Consider the following 23,314-nt stretch of genomic DNA (forward strand, 5'->3'; position numbering starts at 1 on the left):
AAAATGCTTATTTTGTTGCGTTGCGTACTCTTCCCGCCCTGCGGCATAGCCCGCTAGGTTCCCGTTCTCCGCGCTTGCAAGTGAGAGCCCATGGCGAAATCAGACCAACCCACCACGATCAAGAAATACGCGAACCGCCGGCTCTATAATACCGGAACGAGCACTTACGTGACGCTCGAGGACCTCGCCGCCATGGTCAAGGACGGCGAAGATTTCCTGGTCTACGACGCCAAGACCGGCGACGACATCACCCGCTCCGTGCTCGCCCAGATCATCTTCGAGCAGGAGAACAAGGCCGGCCAGAACCTGCTCCCGACCACCTTTCTGCGCCAGCTCATCCGCTTCTACGGCGACAGCATGCAGATGGTGGTGCCGAAATATCTCGAACAGTCGATCGCGACACTGACCCAGGAGCAGGAGAAGTTCCGCAAGCAGATCGCCAACACGCTGTCCGGCACACCGTTTGCGCCGCTCGAGGAGCAGGTCCGCCGCAACATGGAGCTATTCCAGCAGACCTTCTCGATGTTCAAGCCCTTCGCCGCGCCCCGTCCGGCGGCCACCCCGGAGCCAGAGCCCGATGCAAATGCCGAGGCGCCGAAGGACAGCAACATCGACGATCTGCGCCAGCAGATGAAGGAAATGCAGGAACGCCTCGAGCGGATGTCGAAGAAGGACGAGTAGGTCTTTCCATTGAGCCGGCTCTCCGCGAACCGTAGGACGCAACATGTCCGATCGACGCGCGCATTGGGACAACGTCTACGCCACCAAGGGCGAAGCCGAGGTCAGCTGGTTTCAGAACAGCCCGGCGACCTCGCTGGCGATGATCAGAGCAGCCAATCTGGACCGCGAGGCCGCCATCATCGACATTGGCGGCGGCGCATCGCGACTAGTCGATGCTCTGTTGCAGGACGGACATCGCGACGTCGGCGTGCTGGATCTCTCCGCAAACGCGCTTGACGTCGCGCAGAAGCGACTCGGCGCAGCCGCTTCAGTGGTTGAGTGGATCGTTGCCGATGTCACGACATGGCGCTCAGCAAAGACCTACGATCTATGGCACGATCGCGCGGCGTTTCACTTCCTGACCGAATCCCGCGACAGGGCCGCCTATGTCGAGCGCCTGCGGTCGGCACTTGCGCCCGGCGGCTACGTCATCATCGCGACGTTCGCGCCCGACGGCCCGGAGCAATGCAGCGGCCTGCCGGTGCAACGCCATGACAGCGTCAGCCTCGCGGCGGAACTCGGCCCCGACTTCGAGCTGATCGAAACGCGTAGCGATATCCACCATACGCCGTGGCATTCGACGCAGGCGTTTCAGTTCAGCCGGTTTCAGCGAAGCCATTAGAGTGTTGCGACGACCGATTGAATCCGCCCAGTACGCCGCGCCTATCGAGGAGTCACAACTGTCTCTGGAATACTGGATCGCCCGATCAAGTCGGGCGATCACAGCGGAGTAATGGCAGCTACGCCGCTAGCTTCACCGCATGCGCAAAATCCCAATAGAGTTTTCGCGCCCGGGCGTAGAACGGACCCGGCTTCAGTTCGCGCTCGTCGATGCGGACAACCGGCGCGACTTTGGCGAAATTGCCGGTGGAGAAGATCTCGTCAGCAGCGAGGAAGTCGGCATAGCGCAGCGTCTTCTCGACCACGGCGACGCCGTCGGCGCGAAGCAGGTTGATGACGCGCTGGCGCGTGATGCCGTTGAGGAACGTTCCGTTGGGCACGGGGGTGTAGACCACGCCGTCGTTGGCCATGAACACGTTGGAATTGCCGAACTCGGCGACATTGCCGAGCATGTCGAGCATCAACGCGTTCTGGAAGCCGCGCGAGGCGGCCTCAGCGAGCGCGCGCGAATTGTTCGGATAGAGGCAGGCGGCCTTGGCCTCGACCGGCGCGCATTCGGCGGTCGGCCTGCGAAACGGCGACAGGGTGATGGCGTTGCCGACGGGTTTTGGCATCGGCGCCTCGTAGATGCACAGGCACCAATTGGTAGTCTCGGGATCGAACAGCACGCCGCCGCCCGAACCGTGCTGCGCCCAATACATCGGACGGATGTAGAGCTCGGCGTTGGCCGCAAAGCGCGCAATGCCCTCGCGCGCGAGCGTGAGCCAGGTGTCGGTATCGACCACCGGCTTGAGGCCAAAGTTGACCGCCGATTGATTGGCGCGGGCGACGTGGCGGTCGAGATCGGGCGCCACACCCTCGAACGCACGCGCGCCGTCGAACACGACAGAGCCGAGCCAAGCCGCATGCGTGCGCGGGCCCATGATCGGCACATTGCCGTCCTGCCATTTGCCGTCGAAGAAGGTCCAGCTCGGTGAATATTCGATGGGCTTCCTGATCTCGGCCATGACCGGCCTCCCTGGCGTGATGCCGCACTACAGCGCCACTATTGGTCGCAATTTCTAAATGATTCCCTGCGGGAAGATAGTTACCCTCTTCCCTTGTCGGAGAATGAAAGATCCATGCCGCTCGATCCGCTCGCAAAACGCTTGTTGGCCATGATGGCTGCCGCCGCGCCGCCGACACGAAGCCGGCCGAGCGTCGAGGCACGGCGGCAGTCGCTAGCGAAACTGATGCAGTTCGCGCGCGCTGATGCGCCGGATGTGACGACGTCCAACGGTAGGCTGCCGGGTCCTGGCGGCGAGCTGCCCTATCGCCTCTATGCGCCCGCAAGTGCCGGTCAACGCATGCCGGGATTCGTATTCTTTCACGGCGGCGGCCTCGTCGCTGGCAGCATCGCCACACACGACCGCATCGCAGCGGCGCTGGCGCATGCGACCGGCTGCCGCCTCGTCTCGGTCGACTACCGGCTCGCGCCCGAGCACAAATTTCCTGCCGCCGTCGACGATGCGATCGCCGCCACCGAGTGGGTCGCGCGTGAAGCGCCAACACTCGGCATCGATGCGGAACGGCTGGTGGTCGGCGGCGATTCCGCCGGCGCCACGCTGGCTGCGATCGTGTGCCAGGAGGCGATGCAGAACGCAGGCCTCTCCATCGTCGCGCAATGCCTGATCTGCCCGGTGCTGGATTTCGAGGAGATCTCGCCGTCGCGCGAGGCGTTCGCCGAGGGCCACCTGATCGATCGCCCCACCATGGAAGCCGACCTCGCCGACTATCTGCCTCAGGGTTTGGATGCCGCCGATCCCCGCATTTCGCCGCTACGCGCGACACGGCTCGCCGGCCTGCCGATGGCGATCATCCATACCGCCGAATTCGACCCGATGCGTGACGAAGGCAACGCCTATGCGCGCAAGCTGCTGACCGCGGGCGTGGTCGTCGAGCACACTTGCCATGACGGCATGATTCACAATTTCCACGCCATGGGCGCCATCCTGCCGCAGGCGCAGCTCGTGCTGTCGCAAATCGGCGAGCAGGTCAGGCGCGCGGTCGAGAAGTAACAGCGTGAATCACACGCGCGCGCCGAGCACGGCCCTGGCAGCCACGACATACTCAGGCCAATGCGCGTCCGCATAACGCTCGGCCTGCCGCGCGCAAGTGAGATCGGGCGCATGTGCGGCCGCAATCATGCGTGCGAATCGTTCCTCGGCCACCGTCACGTCATCAACTGCCGGCGCCGGGGCGGCTCCTGCGGCGGTTGGCGCGACGGCGAATCCCGCCAGTCCGGCGAGCACGATGCGGCGTGACGTGTTCATGGCTGTCGTTCCCCATTGTCCAGCCTGCACTCTGGCGGGCGAATGTGTCGGTGCGATCACGACAGGGTAACTGCGCGTATCGGTGTAGTCCATCGATTGCAGATACCGCCGGACCGATCACGTTCCATCCAGCTGGCGCGCGGGACATCGCATCCCGGCCCAAACCGGAGGACAGCACGTGACCCGGCACAGAGCCCTGATCACAAAAGGGTTTTTGCGCCGGTGCGCAGCATCCCGCGTCAACGGGTTGTTAGCCTTCATCGGAAAACACTGATTGCGTTACATCGCCGCAAGGAACCTTGCGCCATACTGAGACCGGTTTTCGTTTCGCCCTGGAGGCTGAGAATGTCCCGCTTGTTTCCGGAACGGACGTTCCTTGCTGGCAAGATCTTCTTCAATTTCGGCCAGTCGTCGATTGACTGCGTCGTGCGCCGGCTGTCCGAGGAGGCTGCGACGCTCGAGATGGAGAGCGGCCTCGGCGTACCCGAGCGATTCCAGCTCAGGGTCGCGGGACGCAAGATATTGGCCTGCCGCGTGATCTGGCGATCGGACCGTCAGGTCGGAGCCGCCTTCGAGCTGCCAGGCAGCGTCGAGCGCCCGAGTGGCGAGGAGCGGGAACGCTCGTCCGACGCGCTGATGCGCGGCCAGATGCTGGCGCTGCGCGCCGCGCTCGATCATGTGCCGACGGGCATCGTGCTGCTCGACTCAAGCCTCAGGGCACGTCTGATCAACCGGTCGTTTCGTCAGATGTGGCGCCTGCCAGACGAGGTTGCTGACAGCAATCCTTCCATTCTCACGCTGCTTCATCATGGACGTGACACCGGCGCCTATGAGGTGCCGGATCCTGAGCTCGATGCCTTGGTGGCGGAACGCGTCCGTGTGATCGAGGCGGGCGATCCGACGCCTATCGACCTACGGCGGACCAATGGCGATGTGGTGCGCGTACAGGTCACGCCTTTGCCCGACGGCGGGCGCATGCTGACCTACACGCCCGTCACTGACATTGTGCGCACCTCCGACGAGCTGAAGCTGCTGCGGGATGCGCTGGAGAATGTTCAGGATGGAGTCCTCCTTCTCGATTCCGACCTGCACGCTACGTTCATGAACCGGCGTATGCGGCGGTTCTGGGAGGTCAGCGACGAGGAGGCCGCGAATCGACCGACCTATTCGTCGCTGGTGCGACGCCTGCATCGCGCCAGCGCGCCCAATCTTCCGACGAACGAACTCGCGAAATTTCCGGCGCGACGCGTCGAAGAGGTCAAGGCCGGCGATCATGTCCGCGACCTGCAGACGCCGGATGGCCGGCGCATCAGGGCCCATTGTACGACGATGGCCAATGGCGGCCGCATGCTGACCTATGTCGACATCACCGATCTGACGCAAAAAGCCGCGCTGCTGGAAACGCTCGCCACCACCGATCCGCTCACCGGCCTCTCCAACCGCCGCCACTTTCTCGACTGTCTCGGTGCGGAATGGAGCCGCTTTCAGCGCTACTATCGCTCCGTCTCGGTGTTGATGCTTGACATCGACCATTTCAAGTCGGTCAACGATCGCCATGGCCATGCGGTGGGCGACGTCGCGATCAAGGCGGTTGCGGCCGCGTGCCTCGACGGCAAACGCAAGTCGGACATCGTTGGCCGCCTCGGCGGCGAGGAGTTCGCCGTGCTTCTGCCCGAAACCAGCCTGTCCCGGGCGAGGATTGTCGCCGAGCGCATCCGCAAACACGTGATAATCGTCGCCGGAAAGGTTCAGTTCGGCGTCACCGTGAGCATCGGCATCGCGGAGGCCACCGTCAGCATGTCCGGCATCGACACACTGATGAGTGCGGCCGATCACGCGCTCTACCAGGCTAAGGCCGAGGGCCGCAATCGCTGCATCGCCTTCGCGCCCCCGCCGCCTGCAAGCAAGGCAGCGGAGTGATTGCCGGAACAGGCTTCACTCCGGAACCGGAACGTCGAACGTGTTGAGCGTGACCGAGACCATGCAGTAGACGCCGACGAGATAGGAGAGTTCGGCCGCGCCGTGCTCGCCGAACTCCTTCACGGCGGCGCGCCAGGTCAATTCCGGCAGAACACCGCCGCCGACCAACGCGGACGCGATGTCGTAGGCGACGGCCTCCTGCCTGGTGAGATCGACCGGCCGCTGTCCGGCGACGATGGTCGCGAGCTTCTCGTCGGACAAGCCGCGCTGCTCGGCGACCAGCACGTGGGCGTAGAGCTCGTAGCCGGAGCGGAAATGCGAGCCGGTGACGAGGATGGCGACCTCGCGCACCGGCGCCGGCAGCAGCGGGTTCGACGCGATCGCCTTGACCAGCTCCCATACCGGCTTACCGAAGCGCGGCTCGCGCAGCCAGGGATTCCACGGCCCCAGCAGCGCGCCGTCGTCGCGCATGTTCACAAAACCCTTGAAATGGTCCTTGATGCCGGCTCGCATGTCGTCATAAAGCGGCTTCTGTTCGTCGGCCAGATTCTGGGGATCGAGAATGGGAAGGCGCACGGCTGCGATCTCCTCTTTGAGAAGATGCGAGGCTCGCCTGCATGCGCGCGCAGGGCAAGTGAAGTTGCTGTGACGGGTGCGCTTAAAACTCCAGCGGCGCGTTGTCGACGACTTCCTTCATCACGAAGAAGGTGCGGGTCTGGCGCACCCCGGGGAGCGCGATCAGCTGCTCGCCATGGATGCGATTGAAATCCTCCATGTCGCCGACACGGATCTTGAGGAAGTAGTCGAAATCGCCGGCGACGAGGTGGCAATCAAGCACGAATTTCAGTTTTGTAATCGCCTGCTCGAAAGTGGCAAAACTCTCCGGGGTCGAGCGGTCGAGCACGACGCCGACCATCACCAGCGTGCCCTTGGCCACCTTCTTCGGCGCCACCATGGCGCGCACGGTCGCAATGAAGCCGTCCTCGAACAGGCGCTGGGTGCGGCGATGGCAGGTGGCGGGGCTGATCGCGACGGTTTCGGCCAGCGCGGCATTGCTGAGCCGGCCGTTATTCTGAAGCAATCGCAATATCTTAAGGTCGATACGGTCGAGACGGGAAGGCATGGAAGAATCTCTCATTCCTATCCATCATTACGGAACAAGTAAGGGTAATTGATGTCGTTTTCGCAAGCAACGGCGCAATATTGACGCAGCATTTGAGAGCACCTTTCTTGTAGCAAGTGCTAATCGCTGCGGCCAGCTCAATGCCAATCGGGATGACCCATGATGCTGAAAAAATTCGCGCGCTATTCGCTCACCTTCGGTCCGACGCCAATCGAGAAGCTTGAGCGGCTATCGAAATATCTCGGCGGTCAAGTCGAGGTCTACGCCAAGCGCGAGGACTGCAATTCAGGCCTTGCCTATGGCGGCAACAAGCTGCGCAAGCTCGAATACATCATTCCCGATGCGATCGCCTCCAACGCCGACACGCTGGTATCGATCGGCGGCGTGCAATCCAACCACACCCGCATGATCGCGGCGGTCGCCGCCAAGCTCGGCATGAAGTGCCGTCTGGTGCAGGAAGCCTGGGTACCGCACGAGGACGCGGTCTATGACCGCGTCGGCAACATCATGCTCTCGCGCATCATGGGTGCCGACGTGCGCCTGGTCGACGACGGCTTCGACATCGGCATCCGCAAGAGTTGGGAGCAGGCGATCGAGGAGGTGAAGGCGGCGGGTGGCAAGCCTTACGCGATTCCCGCTGGCGCCTCCGTGCACAAATTCGGCGGCCTCGGCTATGTCGGCTTCGCCGAGGAAGTGCGCAAGCAGGAGAAGGAGCTCGGCTTCAAATTCGACTACATCGTCGTCTGCACCGTCACCGGCTCGACCCATGCCGGCATGCTGGTCGGCTTCGCCGCCGACGACCGCGCCCGCAAGGTGATCGGAATCGATGCGTCGTTCACGCCTAGCCAGACGAAAGCCCAGGTGCTCGAGATTGCGCAGAACACCGCAAAGCTCGTCGAGCTCGGCAAGGAGCTCGTCCCCGACGACGTCGTGCTGATCGAGGACTATGCCTATCCCGCCTATGGCGTGCCGTCGGAAGAGACCAAGGAAGCGATCCGCCTCACCGCGCGGCTCGAAGGCATGATCACCGACCCCGTCTACGAGGGCAAGTCGATGCAGGGCCTGATCGACCTTGCGAAGAAGGGCTATTTCGAGCAGGGCGCGAAGATCCTGTACGCCCATCTCGGCGGCGCGCCCGCGTTGAACGGGTATGCCTATGCGTTCAGGAATGGGTGAGGTGGCGCAGATCTCGCCGCATACACGGCTGTCGTCCCGGACAAGCATAAGCACAGATCCGGCACCGAGAGCCACAGGATCGCGTTGGGCGAAGACTACTCGCTACCTCGCCCTGACGATCTGCAACAGCTCGTCGCCGTAATGCTCGAGCTTCTTGTCACCGATCCCGGGCACGTTGCGGAGTTCATCCAGCGTCGTCGGCCAGGCCCGAACGATGCCGTCGATGGTGGCATCGTGCAGCACGACATAGGCGGGCACGCCGCGCTCGCGGGCGACGTCGGAACGCCAGGAGCGCAGCCGCGCGCGCAATTCGGGATCGACGTCGCCTTGCGGCGCGCTCGCCGCGGGCGCGAGGTCGCCGCGGCGCGATTTGGCCCGGCTCGAACGGATGCGGGTGCCGGGCGCCTCCTCGCGCAGCCACACTTCCGTTTCGCCGCGCAGCACGCCGCGCGAAGAGTCCGTCAGCTTCAACGCGCCGAATGCTTCGCTGTCGCTCTGCAAATGCCCCATTGCCACCAATTGCCGCAGTACCGTGCGCCACTGCTTTTCGTTGAGCTCGCGGCCGATGCCGAACACCGACAGCTTGTCGTGGCCGAACTGCGTCACCTTCTCGGTCAGGCGCCCGACCAGCACGTCGATCAAATGCATTGCCCCGAAGCGCTGGCCGGTGCGGTAGACGCAGGACAACAGCTTCTGCGCCAGCACCTTGCCGTCGCGCATTTTCGGCGGCATCAGGCAATTGTCGCAATTGCCGCAACTCTCGGCCATCACGATCTCGCCGAAATAGGCGAGCAGCCGCCGGCGCCGGCAATGCGGCGTCTCGGCAAGGCCGACCAGCGCGTCGAGCTTACCGATCGAGACCCGCTTGAATTCGTCGGAAGCGTTCGACTCGTCGATCATGCGGCGCTGCTGCACGATGTCGGAGAGGCCGTAGGCCATCCAGGCGGCGGATGGCTTGCCGTCACGGCCGGCACGCCCCGTCTCCTGGTAATAGGCTTCGATGCTTTTGGGCAGATCGAGATGGGCGACGAAACGCACGTCAGGCTTGTCGATGCCCATGCCGAACGCAATGGTCGCGACGATGACGATGCCGTCCTCGTTGAGAAAGCGGTCCTGATTCCGGGAGCGCACGCTGCTGTCGAGGCCGGCATGATAGGGCAGCGCGGCCATGCCTGCGTCTTGAAGCGCGGCAGCGACCTCCTCGACGCGGTTGCGGGACAGGCAATAGACCACGCCGGCATCGCCCATGTGGCGCTCGCGGATGAACTCCTTCAGCTGCGACACCGCATTGCGCTTGTCGACGATCTCGTAGCGGATGTTGGGCCGGTCGAAGCTGGAGACAAATTGCGGGGAGCCGGTAAGCTGAAGCCGCTCGACGATTTCCTTGCGGGTCAGATCGTCGGCTGTCGCGGTCAGCGCGATGCGTGGGACATCGGGAAAGCGCTCGGCGATGATGGACAGACCGACGTATTCGGGCCGGAAGTCGTGGCCCCATTGCGAGACGCAATGCGCCTCGTCGATCGCGAACAGCGCCACCTTCGCCCGCGCCAGCATCGACAGGCAGCGCGGCGTCACCAGCCGTTCCGGCGCGACATAGAGCAGGTCGAGATCGCCCGCGATCAGGCGGCGCTCCACCTCCGAAGCTTCGTGCGGAGTCAGCGACGAGTTCAGCGCGGCCGCGTTGACACCTGATTCGATCAGGCCCGCAACCTGATCGCGCATCAGCGCGATCAGCGGCGAGACCACGATGCCGCAGCCTTCGCGCAGCAGTGAGGGGAGTTGATAGCAGAGCGACTTGCCGCCGCCGGTCGGCATCAGCACAAGGCAATTGCCGCCTTCGCTCACGTGCCGGATGATCTCACCCTGCGCGCCGCGGAACCCCGGCAGGCCGAACACCGAATGCAAGACCGACAGCGCGTCGCGGCCGTTGGCCAGAGCGGACAGCGGAGCGGTGGAAGGAGAGGACATGGGCGTGAGGACATTGAGCTTTCGGTCAACGCCAGTCGCACGACCGAGCGGGCATGGCAAGACCGTTTGCGCGGCAGGGTATAGTGTTCCCCTCTCCGCTTGTGGGAGAGAGTGGCTCGCCGCATAGTGAGGGGTCTCTGACTGCGCATTCGATGAGACTTGTTTCGCGGCGACATACCCCTCATCCGGCGCTTCGCGCCACCTTCTCCACAACGGAAAAGGGAAGAACAGCCGCTATGCCCCGATCCTTCGCAGCGCCTCCGCGACGGTCACGATCGGTACACTGCGCTTCTCGGCCGCCTTCAGCGCATGGCACATCAAATGCGGCGTGCAACCATAGGGGCTCGGCCTGTCGGCGACGTCATGGCCGTACAAGATCAGCCATCCGCCGCTTGCGACCGCCTCGTCGAAATAGCGATCGATGCCTGTCGTATCGATGTCGCGGTCGATCAAGGGCGAAGCACGCAGAAACTGGAGGTCGATGACGCCGTGATTGACGCCGGGAAGGATGCCGCGCGCCGAACGGTAGGCTCTTGCAAGCTGCGGCTTGCGCCAAACCGAGGCGAGACCATACGGATAGGCGAAGTTCTCCAGCATGATCGAGGAATCAATGCTGCGGAAGTGGTCGCGGTTGCGCTCGATCTCGCGTTCCATGGCGGCTTCGTCGAGATCGACCGCGCTCTGGTGCGAGAAGGTGTGGCAGGCAATCTCGTGGCCGGCGCGGTGAAGCCGCACGATCGCGTCATTCGACAGGCCCTGCCAATGATCCGACGGCTGATCGATCAGGCTGCCCGAGAGGTAGAATGTGCCGCGACCGCCATGTTTCTCGAGGAGTTCGGCACCCTCGCCTGCGGCGCTATCTGGAGCATCGTCGAAGGTGAAGCTCACCATCGGGGCGCGCGCAGGCAACCGGTGCGGCGCGGCGCGGAAATGCCGAGCCAGCCGATTGCTCACGCGTCCCTGGAGTGACGACCACACGCTGCGTTTCCCGTGATTCCATATTCGCTACTGAAACATTCGCGCGCTAGTTGAGGCAAGCCTAACGCTCGGGTAATCCTAACATGGAGCCAACACCCTTCGGCTAGCACGCAGGGACCGATACGTCGGCATCCGTACCGAGATATTGCAGCCAGTTCCGGAATAACGCTGCCGCTGCGGTGCCGGCGGCGATATCGGCGCGCAAATTCAGCGCAGGCAATTCGTTGGTGAGCGCGGGATGGCGCTGGTGCCGTGCCTGTTTCTCGAAGCGGGCCAGCTTCTCTTCTGTCGCTGCGTCAAAATAACTCACGGGCAAATTCGGATAATTCTCGCGCTCACGGGCGAGATAGCGGCCGACGTCGCGCAGATATTCGCGCTGGAGCGACAGCCCGTCATATTCCGGATGGCCCTGGAAGAACACGAAGCGGCTGGCATATTGGCGGATAAAGACGTCGACGCCGGCCTCTTCCGAGCGCGTCAGCACCCGGTACCCGGCTTCCACGAGCTCGCTCTCGGCGATCTCGTTCAGGCGCGAATGCGAGACCTTGAGCGGCATAGGCGCACCGCGCGTCAGCGGATCGCGCGTCACGGCTTCGCAGTCGAAGATGCCGTGACATTTGCTCGGCAGCCGCCGCCGCGCGATGCCGTCGAGGTGCAGCACCGCCGCATGCGCGGCGAGGCACGACCAGATCGTCGAGCGCGTGTTGACCTTGGCCCAGTCGATCAGCTCCGTCAGGTCGCGCCAGTACGGCTCCTGGTCGAGTTCGGGCGCGACCGGCTCGGCGCCGGTCACGATCAGCCCGTCGAATTTACGGCGCCTGAGATCCGCAAGATCGGAATATTCGCTCTCGATATGCCACTTGGCGTCCGGCGAGCGCCTCACCGAAGGAAGCGAGAAGCAGTGGAAGCGGATGCGACGCGAGCCTGCAGCCGCCTGGAGCAGCTTCATGAACTGCCGCTCGGTCGCCTTCAACGCCGGGTCCGGCATGTTGTTGATCAGCCCGATGGTCAGCTCGGCGCCGCGATCACGCGCGAGATCACCTTCGGCCGGCACCAGTGCCGGGCTTGATATGACTTGATCCCTGTCGATCAAGATCGTCATTGGCGCCGCCGCCTACTCCGCGGCCTGCAGACGCGACGACGGACAGGCCTTTTCCAGCGCCTGATCGATATCCTCGATGATGTCTGCGGAATGCTCGATGCCGATCGACAGGCGGATCGTCTCCGGCAGCACGCCCGCTATGCGCTGCTGCTCTGCCGACATCTGCCGGTGCGTCGTCGACGCCGGATGGCAGGCCAGCGACTTGGCATCGCCGATATTAACGAGCCGCGTGATCAGCTTCAGCGCATCATAGAAGGTCTTGCCGGCTTCCATGCCGCCCTTGATGCCGAAGGTAAACAGCGAAGAGGCGTTGCCGTTCAGATATTTCTGCACCAGCGGATAATAGGGGCTGTCCGGGAACCCCGTGTAATTGACCCAGGCCACCCGCGAATCGCCACGGAGGAATTCGGCGACCTTGCGGGCGTTCTCGACGTGGCGCTCCATGCGCAGTGCCACGGTTTCGATGCCCTGGAGCAGCAGAAAGGCATTGAAAGGCGAGAGCACCGAACCCATGGTGCGCTGATAGACGCTGCGCGCGCGCTCGACGTAGGCGGTCCTGCCGAAGCGCTCGGCATAGACGAGGCCGTGATAGGACGCATCCGGCTTGTTGTAAGCCGGGAATCGGTCGGCGTGTTTCCCCCAGGGGAAGTTTCCGGAATCGACGATGGCGCCGCCAAGCGTGGTGCCGTGGCCACCGAGGAACTTGGTCAGGGAATGCACGGCAATATCGGCACCGTAGTCGAACGGCTTGAGCAGAATCGGGCTTGCGACCGTGTTGTCGACGATCAGCGGCACGCCATGCGAATGCGCGATTTTCGCCAGCGCCTCGATGTCGCAGACATTGCCGGCGGGGTTGCCGATGGTCTCGGCGAACACGGCGCGGGTATTCTCGTCGATCAGTTTCTCGATCGCCTCGGGCTGGTCGCTCTCGGCGAAGCGGCCAGTGATGCCCTGCCGCGGCAGGATGTGTGAGAGCAGCGTGTGTGTGGTGCCGTAGAGCTGCGGCACCGAGACGATGTTGCCGCCGTGATCGGCGACATTGACAAAGGCGAAATGCAGCGCCGCCTGGCCGGTCGCAACCGCAAGCGCGCCGACGCCGCCTTCGAGCTGCGCGATGCGCTTCTCCAGCACCGCGCTGGTCGGATTGGCGATGCGGCTGTAACGAAAGCCCTCGGCCTCGAGATTGAAGAGCGCCGCGCCATGATCGGCGCTGTCGAAGGCATAGGCTGCGGTCTGGTAAATCGGCACGGCGACGGCGTGCGTTGTGGCTTCCGGTTCGTAGCCGGCGTGAATAGCGATCGTCTCGTTGCGCATCGTGCCACCTCCGCGTGGAGCGGGCCGCACTTATCGGCCTGTATGAGGCGCGTGCGTTGTCCGCCATCCTCCTGTTAGAGGGGGGTGGTAAAGCGGACAATAATTCGCCTAGAGATCGAGGAAGTAACCCTAACGCTTGTTGGCGAGGTGGCCAGAATTCGGGTTAAACTGGATTAACGAATTGACGAGGTTGCCGCGCCCGCGGCGTTGCTTTTCCCTTCTCCCTTACGGGTTTTGGGGACCGCATAAGGGCAGAGGGTGCACCGTCAACCCGTCGACAACCTGCCTAGCTTCAGGCCATCGTCTCCCACAGTCGATGAGCGAGCACGCCGGCGCGCTTCTCGATCGCGGCCGCGGCATCGAGCGCGAGATCCTCGCGATAGCGCCCGGCAATGAGCTGCACGCCGATCGGCCTGCCGTCATGCACTGCCACCGGCACCACCGCGCCAGGCAGGCCCAGCACGTTGATCGCGGAGATGAAGCGGATCTCGCCCCAGAAGATCTCGCGCACGCGCTCGGGGCTGACGGTGTCCTCGCGCGGGCCCGGCGTCGGCTTCACCGTGGTCGGCGCCAGCACGACCGGATACTCGTCGAAGAACAATTGCCAGGCGCGGATGTGGCCGTTGCGCGCGGCCGTCGCCTGCATCCAGGCTTTGAGATCGAGCACGTTGGCCTTGGTCCTCATGCCGCCCCAGGCCTTGTGAAAATCCTCGGACGTAACCTTCAGCATGCTGGCTTCCTGCATCACAACGGTCTCGTTGGTGATGATGTCGCACCAGGTCTGCCAGACGCCGTTGATGTCGGGCACCTCGACCTCGCTGACGCGATAGCCGGACCGCTCGAGATGATCCGCGGCCTGGCGCAGCGCCGCGGCAACCTGCGGGTCAACGTCCATGTCATCGGGGATCTTGGCCAGCGCGACCTTGATCGGCCCCTTTGGCTTCGGCCCGACGAGCGGCGCCGGCACCCACCAGGGATCGCGCGGATCGCGTTGGCTCATCACCTCCAGCGCGAGACGAACGTCGGCGACGTGACGGGCGAGCGGCCCCTGCGCCGACATCAGATGCGCCAGCATCGGACGCTCGGCGATGGCGCTTCCGTTGAAAGCGGGGATCCGTCCCTGCGTCGGCTTGATCGTGACAACACCGTTGCAATGCGCCGGCCAGCGCAGCGATCCGCCGATGTCGTTGCCATGGGCGATGGTGCCGATGCCGGCCGCCACCGCCGAGCCCGCACCGCCCGAGGAGCCGCCGCAGGTGACGTTCGGATCCCAGGGGTTCAGCGTCAGCCCGTGCAGAGGATTGTCGGTGAAGCCGCGGAAGGAGAATTCCGGTGTGTTGGTGAGCCCGATCACGATCGCGCCGGCCTTTTTCAAGTTGCGCACCACGGGGGAATCGGACGGCGCGATGAGGTCCTTGTTAGCGGGAACGCCGTTGAAGTTTGGCCGCCCTTCGTAGTCGACATTTTCCTTGATGGTTACAGGCACGCCATGCAGGAGGCCGAGCTCGCCGCCCTTTGCGCGCTGCCTGTCGGCCGCATGCGCCGCTTTTAACGCCTCTTCGGAGAGATCGACGACGACGGCGTTCAGCCTTGGATTGACGGCGTGCATGCGTTCGAGATGCGCTTCGACCGTCTCGACGGCGGAGATTGCACCGGAGCGGATCGCAGCCGCGGTCTCGACCGCCGACCATTGCCAAGCCGGCCCCTTGGGACGGCGCGGTGAGGCCGGCTTGAGCCGCGTGGCTTTCTTTGCCTTCTTTGCAGCGACGGCCTTGCGGCTTGTGCTTTTCTTGCTGGAGGTTTTTACCGGTTTCTTCGAAGCCGTTTTCTTCTTGGTCGTCGCCTTCGCCACGTCGCATCTCCTGAAATTGCGCCGCAGACGTTACGGATGGCCAAAGGACGTGTACAGGTGCGTTTTCTGCATGGCGCGATGGCGCGACGCGGCGAATTGTCCGCGAACGCACCGCTGCGCTATTCCGCGGGGCAAGCCGCAACGGCGGCCTGGGCGCGGTCGAGCCGGAGGCTCCACAGCGCCAGCAGGAGACCGACAGCGGTGATGCCGGCTGCGACCAGAGGCAGCGCCGAAAGGCCGAGTCCGCGATCGATGGTGACGCCGCCGGCCCAGGCGCCGAGAGCGTTACCGAGATTGAACGCGGCGATGTTGAGGCTGGAGGCGAGCGTGCGGCCATCTGGGCCTGCCGCTTCCAGCACGCGAAGCTGGAGCGGGGCGACGGTCGCAAAGGCGGCGACGCCCAGCAGCAGGATCAGCACGACCGCGGCGATCTTGAGCGACAGCGCGGCGGCAAGGCCAAGAAGCACGATGGCGAGCGCAGCGAGCGTCCCGATCAGCGCGCCGGCGAGCCCGCGGTCGGCGAGCTTGCCGCCGGCGACGTTGCCGATCGCGAGGCCGACGCCGAACACCAGCAGGATCGGTGAGACCGCGGCCTCCGAAAAACCGGTGAAGCGCGTCAGGATCGGCTGGATATAGGTGAAGACGACGAACAGGCCGGCAAAGCCGAACACGGTCATAGCAAGGCCGAGCAGCACCTGCGGGCGGCCGAGCACCGAGACTTCGTCGGCAAGCGAGACCGGCTTGTCGCCGTTGCCGACATGGCCGGGCACCAGCGCGGCAACCACGGCAAAGGCGATCACACCGATGACCGTCACGGCCCAGAACGCCGCGCGCCAGCCGAGCATCAGGCCGACCCAGGCGCCGAAGGGCACGCCCAGCAATGTCGCGACCGTAAGGCCGATGAACATGGTGGCAATCGCCGAGGCCCGCTTGTCCTCGGCGACGAGGCTGGTCGCCACCACCGAGCCAACGCCGAAGAAGGTACCATGGGCAAGGGAAGTCAACACGCGCGCGGCCATCAGCAATTCGTAGTTCGGTGCCAGTGCGCAGGCCGCATTGCCGAGCGTGAAGATCGCCATCAGCGCGAGCAGCACGGTTTTCCGTGGCATTCGCCGCGTCGCCAGCGTCAGGACGGGCGCGCCGACGAACACGCCGAGCGCATAGCCGGAGATGAGCAGGCCCGCGACGGGCACCGAGACGTGCATCTCGGCGGCGACCTGGAGCAACAGGCCCATGATGATGAATTCGGTGGTGCCGATGCCAAAGGCACCGGCGGTGAGCGCAAGGACGGCGGAAGGCATGCGTGGCTCCGATGGATGAGACGAGCCACGCAGATAGCCGCGCGTGGGCAAAACCGTTAGCATGGCCGCAATCCAATCATTTGTGACGTGAATTCAACATGGGCCGTTTCGACACCAACCGCTCCGCCGAGATGGAGGTCTTCGTCCGCGTCGTCGACCTCGGCGGATTCACCCAGGCCGGTCGAAAACTGCGCCTGACGCCATCGGGCGTGAGCAAGCTGATCTCACGGCTGGAGGCACGGCTCGGCTCGCGCCTCGTCAACCGCACCACACGCAAGCTGACCCTGACCGAAGAAGGGCAGGCGTTCTACCAACGGGCCGTGCGCATCCTCGCAGAGATGGAGGAAGCCGAGCGCGAGGCGGCCTCCGGTGCGGCCCCGCGCGGCCGCCTCACGGTGAACAGCAACATTCCATTCGGCATGCTGCATGTGATGCCACTGATCCCGCGGTTCCTGGAAGAGCATCCCGACGTCACGCTCGATCTCGTGCTCACGGATACGGTCATCGACCTGATGCAGGAGCGCGCCGACGTCGCGATCCGGGTCGGCCCGTTGCGTGCGTCACGTCTCGTCGCCCGAAAACTCGGCACCAGCCGCATGGTCGTGGTCGGCGCGCCGAACTATCTCGCACGTTGCGGCACGCCGAGGACGCCGGCCGACCTAGCTGATCACCGCGGCATCGGTTGGACGTTTCCGCGCAGTATCCGGGGCTGGCCATTCAAGCGTGGCGACCACACCGAAGAAGCGGTGCCGCCGCCCGTCGCGCGCGCCAGCGACGGCGAAGCCGCGCGCCGCCTTGCGCTGGGCGGCGTCGGCCTCGCGCGCCTCGCCCTCTTCCACATCGGCCCCGACATCGAATCGGGCCGCCTCGTCCCGGTGCTGCAAAGCCACAATCCCGGCGACCGCGAAGACATCCACGCCGTCTATGTCGGCCACACCGCGCCGCTCCCGGCACGCGTCCGTGCGTTCATTGATTTTCTCGCCGAGCATGTGCGGGTGAGCGATCCCGTGCTGAAGCGGGCCGGAGACGGGAGATGGAAGCTGACGAGATGAGACCAATGGCGGAGAGAGTGTCCGCCCATGAGTTAGATTAACATATTGTTTCTATTGATATAACACTTGATGTCACTGATCATGGCCCTACCTTTGGCCCCACCAAGGCTGCCGAGCGGTGTTGGTGCCTCGAGCGCTGACGAACGTCGCCGAAAAGCAGCAAGATCAAACATGTTCATTTAAGATTGGAAGCATCAGGAAGACGCACGAATCCTGTTCAAGCGGATAAGCCTGTCGTCTGTGAGCAATTTCGGATCGGCCTTCCCAATGCGGTCCAGCAACTCGGATAATCCGTAAGGCCATTGACGCACGTTCTCAGTGAGCACTGCGTGCAATAGCGACAGCGTAGCTTCCGGATATTTATCAATCAGATCATCTTCTCTGTGCTCGTGAATGGGCAGATTGATGTAGTCCTGATCAATCGGCACGACGAACGGCAGGACGAGTTGAACAAACAGGGGAAAGCGCTCCTTCTGAGCGAACGCCAACTCGGCGAGAGCCGCAGATACTCTAGGAGTCTTGACGGCGATTTGCTTGGGCCACACTTGCCCCAAAAGCCGCAGCGCCGTTTCACTCCAATTGGAGTCTGGTGCCTCAATCCAGTTTTTTAAGTACCAAAGCAACTGTGCGCGAAAATCATCGTCAGCATCCACCAGAAGGGCAGTCAGTTCTTCGTCGGCAATCCATTGAGTATCGTTCCCTGTATGCTTACGGCCCCAGGCGGCCAACACTATACCCGCAAGAATTTCCGTATGGCGCCGACGCGTCTCAGAGTTCCGGTGTGTCAGCCGCAACAACGCCGGCTTGAGCTTGATGAAGAGGCTTTCTTGCGGGAGCTTCGCGCCCCAAAAGAATCCCGCCCAAAATGCGTCGGCATCATCATCTTCGCGCGCGATTGCGGGAAGCAGCGCGACGGTGACCCATTCCTCATCTATCGAGAATAGCCAAACCAGGTTGTGACAAAGAATGGTCAAGGCATGTCGGCGATTGTCAGCCGGAAGCGAAAGCAGTTCATCACATTTTGCTTTCCACCCGTGGGGCAGGCCCATTCCGCCCCTGGCTTTATTAATCTCAGGGTCAGCAAGCAGGAACTGGGCAAGCTCACCCACAGGTGCGTTTAGAGCTTCAGTCGCCCATTCCGGCCGCGCCTTACGAACGATTGTCGTGTCCCCGGAATCAGGACGGTCTCTCAGAACTGAGACCAGCCGCATCCAGAGCCGATCAACTGCCGGTCGGTAGTCGGGCAGCAATCGCATATGTACTTTCAGCAGCCAACCTGTAATCGATCGAAGGAACTCTCTCACGAAGGTTTCGGGAAATGCATTCAATCGACCGATAATCAGCAAGACGAACCGAACGGTGTCATCTTTTCTTTTCTCCTCGCTGAAAAACGTTTGCCATTCAGCCGTAGGGTACCAATTCGACTTTGCAGCTAAAGCGAGCGCCGAAAAGGCGCGGACAGGCTTTGTCTCACACAACCCTCTGAAAGGGTCCCTTTCGACAAAGAACCTATCTGGAGACCTTCCCGATATCTTCGCGGCGTATTCGAGAACTTGCCCTAGGGGTTTGTCTCCTAGCTCCGCGCTTTCGGTGTCAGTCGCTACCCATCTCGTGCGCATGCCCACGGAGAACGCGGCGCTTGGCGCCCATTCCTCGCGCCAATCAGGATCGCGCTTACGGAGTTCTTCTGTCACACGGTCTATGTCGAAAGAAAAGCTGACGCCCTTCAGGTGAAGATAGTGTATCCGACTAAGGGTGGCACTGGCGCTGCGTTGCTTGAACTCGACAGATGTCTCCCCAGTCCACTTCCGCCGCCCGCTCAAGAGCCGCCGCTCAATTGAACGCTGCGTCCCAAGCGGCATTTCTGCCCAACGCTTTTCCAAGGCTAGGAGCAAATCGCGTTGGTGCTGACTATCCCAAAACTCCTCGCGGATATAGAACGAAGCACCTGTCCAATTTCGCGTCGATCAACGATGCTATTGTCGGCGCAAAACCAAATTTTAATGTGAGCCGCAACAGGACCTTGTGTATCGTACCACGCGCGCGCTTCTTGTTTGGCAAGCTTGATATCGCTCTTAGCGAGTTCGCCAAAAACCTTTACGTATTGGAAGAGAGGAGCATTAATGCCTGACCGATACTTCCGTTCGGGCCCATTTTCTTCATCCTCTTCATTGATCGAATTCAAGCTGGAAAGACCATAACCTCCGATCTCCATTTCGAGGACAGAGCCAAGTTCGAGGTTTTGCCGCAGCTCTTTAGCAAGTATCGAAAGCAACTCTTTTGGAACGGAAAGCTCCTCGCCGTGACCGGGATACTCAACATCCAAGCTCAACAAGTCGCGCAAGCAAAGAGCAGAGTCATCATCGGGCGCCCGCGGCGAAAACATAAACGCGCGACTTGCTTTGATATATGGGCGGTGAAACGTCGCCAGTTCTCGGACCGATGCTGCCGTCCAACCGTCAATTTTCACCTCGGCCAGCAACTGGTAATAGTCCGTCGAGAAATCGTCTGAACCGTGGCTCCAGGATGAGATGAGATGACGCCACGCCGATCTCACGACTGATGGCGCTTCGCCTGTTCCGCGCTCCATCCGGTATCGAATGCGACGCTGTATGTCGGGGTGAAGACCTAGCTGTCCCGCCGCCCACCAGACCGAAGCCGGCTGGTGGCACACATTTTCGAGCCACGCTCCAAGATATCCCACTCGTGTAGCCAGTCGCGGTGAATTGATAGAGTAGTGTCCACGCAGCGCCGCAACTTGGTCCTCTCGGAGGTTCTGTCGATCTTCACGCGTGAGCGCGAACGCGCTCCATGCGCTTGCTGGGATATCTCTACGGTTGAACTCGCTCGTTCTCTGATCCACGTGTGCGGGCACCGGATCGCTGTCGATGCCATAGGCAGGAAACGGATCGAAGTGCGTCCGCTCTTCCGCCAGTTTCCCAATGCGCCCAGCTTCGGCGAAACGAATTGCTGGATCGAATGTACAAAGCCAGCTTGCAGGGATGGGTGTTGGCGCGACGGCCAGACGGCGCGCCCCCTCTAGCGTGGTCGCAACATGTGCGATCTGTCCTCTTATATGTTGCTCGCAGCTCTCGGGACCGGGCATGGCTTGCGCGAAAAGACTATCAAACCAGCCGTTGGGATTGCGCGCTCTCTCAGCCCATAGGGCAAGAGAATTCCAAAGTGCCGCATGACCATTAGCCTGATCGTAGACAATCGGCTTAACGCCTTTTTGAAACCATCGCGCTTCCGCTTCTTCGAATAAGCCTGATTGTAACGCGTACGCGCCATTAAGGGCGCCCGGCGAACGGTTTAGCGCTTCAAGCAGGTATTGCATCGGCGGGTCGTCAGCGGAGTATCCCACAAACACGACGAAGAAGCTTTCTAGGACCTTTCTGATGAAGTCGGCAGCCCACCGGTCAGCCAAGTAGGCACGACCGAACTCAGCGCTCGATATGATGAAACCGTCTCCTTCCGCATCGCTATAGTCGCGATTTACATGACCGTGCAGATGGATGATGCCGTTGAATTCATCGCTGCGCTTCGGATCAGGGAGTTGCGGCGGCCTGGAGAATGGAATTGAAGCGTCGCATTCTTCGAACAACAAGTCGAAATTCGTCGTAATTAGCCGAACCCTGCCGTCGGGTCCTCTCGCGAGATCGATCAGAACGCGATGAGCACTAAGGTCAATGACGCTCTCCGGCTTGAGCGCCTGCGCAATGGCACAATAGATATCGCGGCTTCTATATTCCCTCTCCATAAGCCCGAAGACACGATCGGCGGAAATTAATCCGCCCACACCGGGAATTTGCGGTACGGTTTCAATAGCACTGATAAGTTGTCGCGCCGGCTTGTCCGAACCAATCGCTAACTTGTCGGCAACGGCGTGAGCCAATCCGATGAAGTCCTTCAGCCCCACTCGGGCGCGAGAGACGCCGGCGCCGCAAAAGAAGACAACTCTTCCTTCATCGCGCGCGACGAGCAGTTCGTCTGGAAAGCTGGGACCGTCCTTGATGAAGCGCAACGCCGCTCTCTCTACGCCGCCGCTGCCTGGACAGCGCTCGCGCTCGTGACCCGCTTACCACCGGGTCACTTTCAGCCATCCGCTATCGATCATACTTCGGCTTTGGATTTTTCTTCTAGCCCGCTACAGATACCCAAACTGCCGCCAGAGACAACCATGCCGTGTAACGGCCCACAACTTACTCTTCCCTAAGCCGAACCAAATTCGCGCTCAGCTGCTGGCGGTCAGCGCCAGGGCTATTCCCGCAATGCGTCGTACGATGGAAGAACCTAACGACGCTCAAATTAATTTGGAGCGCCGTAGATCGTCTAATGCATCCAGCCTTTTCGGCGGTATGGCGAGCGATTGCGATCCCATGTGTTGCCGCTTGAGGCACTTGTTGCCGTTGTGTTGCTCTCGTCGGCAACATCAAAGGTATTGATCCTTAAGTGTTTTCCCTCATTTGTTGCCATGTTGCCGTCCAAAACCCGAAGTCGATTTAGAAGGCTTCTCGCTAAGTTTGCCAAGGGCTCTGGCTGGCGCAGCGTAGGGATAAGCGCCACCGCCGGCTAACCTGCGAGAATACGGCAACACGGCAACATTTCGCCTTTTCGTTCGTGGGGCCAATCACTTACGTGTTGCTTACATACTGCAACGCGACGGCAACACGGCAACGCTGTGGGATGTCCGCTTTCGGTGATGGTGCAGGCGTGCACTAGACGACTTCGCGGCTTCTCCGAGTGACCCTAAGGCGACCTTGGCAGCGCGCTTCCGATCGCGCCTAGATGCGAACCTCAGATGTGAGGAGCAGGGCAACTGATCGTGTTGATGGCGGTACTCGGGTTGTCGCCTGACGACACCGCTACTATTTAAGGTGGGTGAATACTTGCCTCGGCGCGCGCTTTGGAATCTGGAGCCTCGTTGATGCATCATGGTCTGATGCTTGGCATTGCCGTACTCGCGACGCTTATCGCCCCAGGCACAAGAAATTGTGCGGACGCTAGATCTCTGGCGGAGGTGCGGCAGACCGGTATCCTACGCCTCTGCGCCAACCCATCCGCACTTCCTTATTCGAACCTCACCGATAGAGGCGGTCTTGCCGGATTCGAAGTCGAACTCGCGGAAGCGTTGGCGCACGAGATGGGATTTGAGCTCGGTGTGACCTGGGTTCGAAACGCCGGTGATATTAAGAACTCGGATTGCGATATCTTGATGGACGTCGTCGCCTCCGCCGCAAGCTACGATCGGGAGGGACTTACCGGGCCGCTGACAACCCATCTACCTCTTCGCTTTTCGAGACCTTACGCAGACAGCGGTGTTGTCCTCGTCATTTCATCTCGATCTTCGGTTCGTCGGCTTAACGATTTGCACGGTCAGAAGATTGGCGTCATGGTTGGCACCATTGAGCACGAGTGGTTGGCCAAACACGACTTCCGCGTTTCGGTCTTCGCCTCTCAGGAGGACATAATTGCCGCGATCGAGGCAGGCGAAATCGAAGTCGGCGCCACAAACCCCGTGATTGTCGGCTGGTATCGGCACGAACACCCCAGCACGGCAGTAAGGATACCCGACGGATACGAGCCAGAACCGGCACTGCGCTGGAGTGTTTCAGTCGGGCTTCGCCGAGCGGACGATGCGCTGCTTGCAGCCGTGGATGCTGCGGTGTCACGAGTGGTCGAGCAGCAGATACCAGCGCAGATCTACGCGAAGTATGGCATTACCTATCTACCCCCTTCCGGCGCAGGTCTCCAGTAAGGATGCAAAGCCTGGTGCGACTGACACTACGACCACTGCTCTATCCTCACGGTACAAGCAAGGCTAGATGCCTTGATGTTAAGGCGTCTGCTCACGGACAGGAAGCCGCACTGTGCT

General features: G+C 62.0%; 19 protein-coding genes. 7 read left to right on the plus strand and 12 right to left on the minus strand.

Annotated features, from left to right (window positions below; genetic code table 11):
* Positions 1–90 precede the first annotated feature (90 nt).
* Positions 91–681, plus strand: a complete 591-nt coding sequence (gene phaR / locus IVB01_RS02725; RefSeq protein ID WP_247276259.1) for a polyhydroxyalkanoate synthesis repressor PhaR — start codon at positions 91–93, stop codon at positions 679–681.
* Positions 682–724: 43 nt separating this feature from the next.
* Positions 725–1,342: a class I SAM-dependent methyltransferase gene (locus tag IVB01_RS02730; protein ID WP_247276258.1), complete on the plus strand. Its 618-nt coding sequence runs from the start codon at positions 725–727 to the stop codon at positions 1,340–1,342.
* A 118-nt stretch (positions 1,343–1,460) separates the two neighbouring features.
* Here the strand turns inward: IVB01_RS02730 and IVB01_RS02735 are convergent, their stop codons facing one another.
* Positions 1,461–2,348: a branched-chain amino acid aminotransferase gene (locus tag IVB01_RS02735; protein ID WP_247417031.1), complete on the minus strand. Its 888-nt coding sequence runs from the start codon at positions 2,346–2,348 to the stop codon at positions 1,461–1,463.
* A gap of 114 nt (positions 2,349–2,462) precedes the next feature.
* Here IVB01_RS02735 and IVB01_RS02740 point away from each other — a divergent pair, with 114 nt between their 5' ends.
* Complete coding sequence (locus IVB01_RS02740) at positions 2,463–3,398, plus strand: alpha/beta hydrolase (protein WP_247276257.1); 936 nt, start codon at positions 2,463–2,465, stop codon at positions 3,396–3,398.
* Positions 3,399–3,407: 9 nt separating this feature from the next.
* On the opposite strand, the gene IVB01_RS02745 is transcribed toward IVB01_RS02740, so the two are convergent.
* Positions 3,408–3,653 (minus strand): hypothetical protein, encoded by a 246-nt coding sequence (locus tag IVB01_RS02745; RefSeq protein WP_247276256.1) that lies wholly within the window; start codon positions 3,651–3,653, stop codon positions 3,408–3,410.
* Positions 3,654–3,668: 15 nt separating this feature from the next.
* Between IVB01_RS02745 and IVB01_RS02750 the strand changes: the two genes are divergently transcribed.
* Positions 3,669–5,573, plus strand: coding sequence for a sensor domain-containing diguanylate cyclase (locus IVB01_RS02750; RefSeq protein ID WP_247494232.1), 1,905 nt, complete (start codon positions 3,669–3,671; stop codon positions 5,571–5,573).
* 15 nt (positions 5,574–5,588) lie between these two features.
* Here the strand turns inward: IVB01_RS02750 and IVB01_RS02755 are convergent, their stop codons facing one another.
* The gene (locus tag IVB01_RS02755; RefSeq protein ID WP_247276254.1) at positions 5,589–6,149 is read right to left on the minus strand and encodes a carboxymuconolactone decarboxylase family protein; all 561 of its coding nucleotides are present in this window, start codon (positions 6,147–6,149) and stop codon (positions 5,589–5,591) included.
* A gap of 82 nt (positions 6,150–6,231) precedes the next feature.
* Complete coding sequence (locus IVB01_RS02760) at positions 6,232–6,696, minus strand: Lrp/AsnC family transcriptional regulator (protein ID WP_247494233.1); 465 nt, start codon at positions 6,694–6,696, stop codon at positions 6,232–6,234.
* Positions 6,697–6,858: 162 nt separating this feature from the next.
* Here IVB01_RS02760 and IVB01_RS02765 point away from each other — a divergent pair, with 162 nt between their 5' ends.
* Complete coding sequence (locus tag IVB01_RS02765) at positions 6,859–7,872, plus strand: 1-aminocyclopropane-1-carboxylate deaminase (protein ID WP_247276436.1); 1,014 nt, start codon at positions 6,859–6,861, stop codon at positions 7,870–7,872.
* A gap of 102 nt (positions 7,873–7,974) precedes the next feature.
* Here the strand turns inward: IVB01_RS02765 and recQ are convergent, their stop codons facing one another.
* The 6 genes from recQ to IVB01_RS02795 form a co-directional block, all read right to left on the minus strand.
* Complete coding sequence (gene recQ / locus IVB01_RS02770; protein ID WP_247276252.1) at positions 7,975–9,840, minus strand: DNA helicase RecQ; 1,866 nt, start codon at positions 9,838–9,840, stop codon at positions 7,975–7,977.
* A gap of 234 nt (positions 9,841–10,074) precedes the next feature.
* The gene (locus tag IVB01_RS02775) at positions 10,075–10,818 is read right to left on the minus strand and encodes a polysaccharide deacetylase family protein (protein ID WP_247276251.1); all 744 of its coding nucleotides are present in this window, start codon (positions 10,816–10,818) and stop codon (positions 10,075–10,077) included.
* 103 nt (positions 10,819–10,921) lie between these two features.
* On the minus strand, positions 10,922–11,920 hold the full coding sequence (locus tag IVB01_RS02780) for a homoserine O-succinyltransferase (protein ID WP_247276250.1): 999 nt from the start codon (positions 11,918–11,920) through the stop codon (positions 10,922–10,924).
* Between the two features lie 12 nt (positions 11,921–11,932).
* On the minus strand, positions 11,933–13,234 hold the full coding sequence (locus tag IVB01_RS02785) for an O-acetylhomoserine aminocarboxypropyltransferase/cysteine synthase family protein (RefSeq protein WP_247494234.1): 1,302 nt from the start codon (positions 13,232–13,234) through the stop codon (positions 11,933–11,935).
* Positions 13,235–13,526: 292 nt separating this feature from the next.
* Positions 13,527–15,086, minus strand: coding sequence for an amidase family protein (locus IVB01_RS02790; RefSeq protein ID WP_247276248.1), 1,560 nt, complete (start codon positions 15,084–15,086; stop codon positions 13,527–13,529).
* 119 nt (positions 15,087–15,205) lie between these two features.
* Entirely contained in the window at positions 15,206–16,387 is a 1,182-nt protein-coding gene (locus tag IVB01_RS02795; RefSeq protein ID WP_247276247.1) for an MFS transporter, read from the minus strand.
* A 98-nt stretch (positions 16,388–16,485) separates the two neighbouring features.
* Here IVB01_RS02795 and IVB01_RS02800 point away from each other — a divergent pair, with 98 nt between their 5' ends.
* Positions 16,486–17,439, plus strand: coding sequence for a LysR family transcriptional regulator (locus tag IVB01_RS02800; protein ID WP_247276246.1), 954 nt, complete (start codon positions 16,486–16,488; stop codon positions 17,437–17,439).
* A 194-nt stretch (positions 17,440–17,633) separates the two neighbouring features.
* On the opposite strand, the gene IVB01_RS02805 is transcribed toward IVB01_RS02800, so the two are convergent.
* Both IVB01_RS02805 and IVB01_RS02810 read right to left on the minus strand, forming a co-directional pair.
* Positions 17,634–19,322, minus strand: a complete 1,689-nt coding sequence (locus tag IVB01_RS02805) for a hypothetical protein (RefSeq protein ID WP_247494235.1) — start codon at positions 19,320–19,322, stop codon at positions 17,634–17,636.
* 2 nt (positions 19,323–19,324) lie between these two features.
* Positions 19,325–21,463 (minus strand): SIR2 family protein, encoded by a 2,139-nt coding sequence (locus IVB01_RS02810; RefSeq protein ID WP_247494236.1) that lies wholly within the window; start codon positions 21,461–21,463, stop codon positions 19,325–19,327.
* A gap of 903 nt (positions 21,464–22,366) precedes the next feature.
* On the opposite strand from IVB01_RS02810, the gene IVB01_RS02815 reads away from it, so the two are divergent.
* Positions 22,367–23,197: a transporter substrate-binding domain-containing protein gene (locus tag IVB01_RS02815; RefSeq protein WP_247460071.1), complete on the plus strand. Its 831-nt coding sequence runs from the start codon at positions 22,367–22,369 to the stop codon at positions 23,195–23,197.
* The last annotated feature ends 117 nt before the right edge of the window (positions 23,198–23,314 follow it).

The organism is Bradyrhizobium sp. 164 (genome assembly GCF_023073715.1).
In the GTDB taxonomy this organism is placed as follows: domain Bacteria; phylum Pseudomonadota; class Alphaproteobacteria; order Rhizobiales; family Xanthobacteraceae; genus Bradyrhizobium.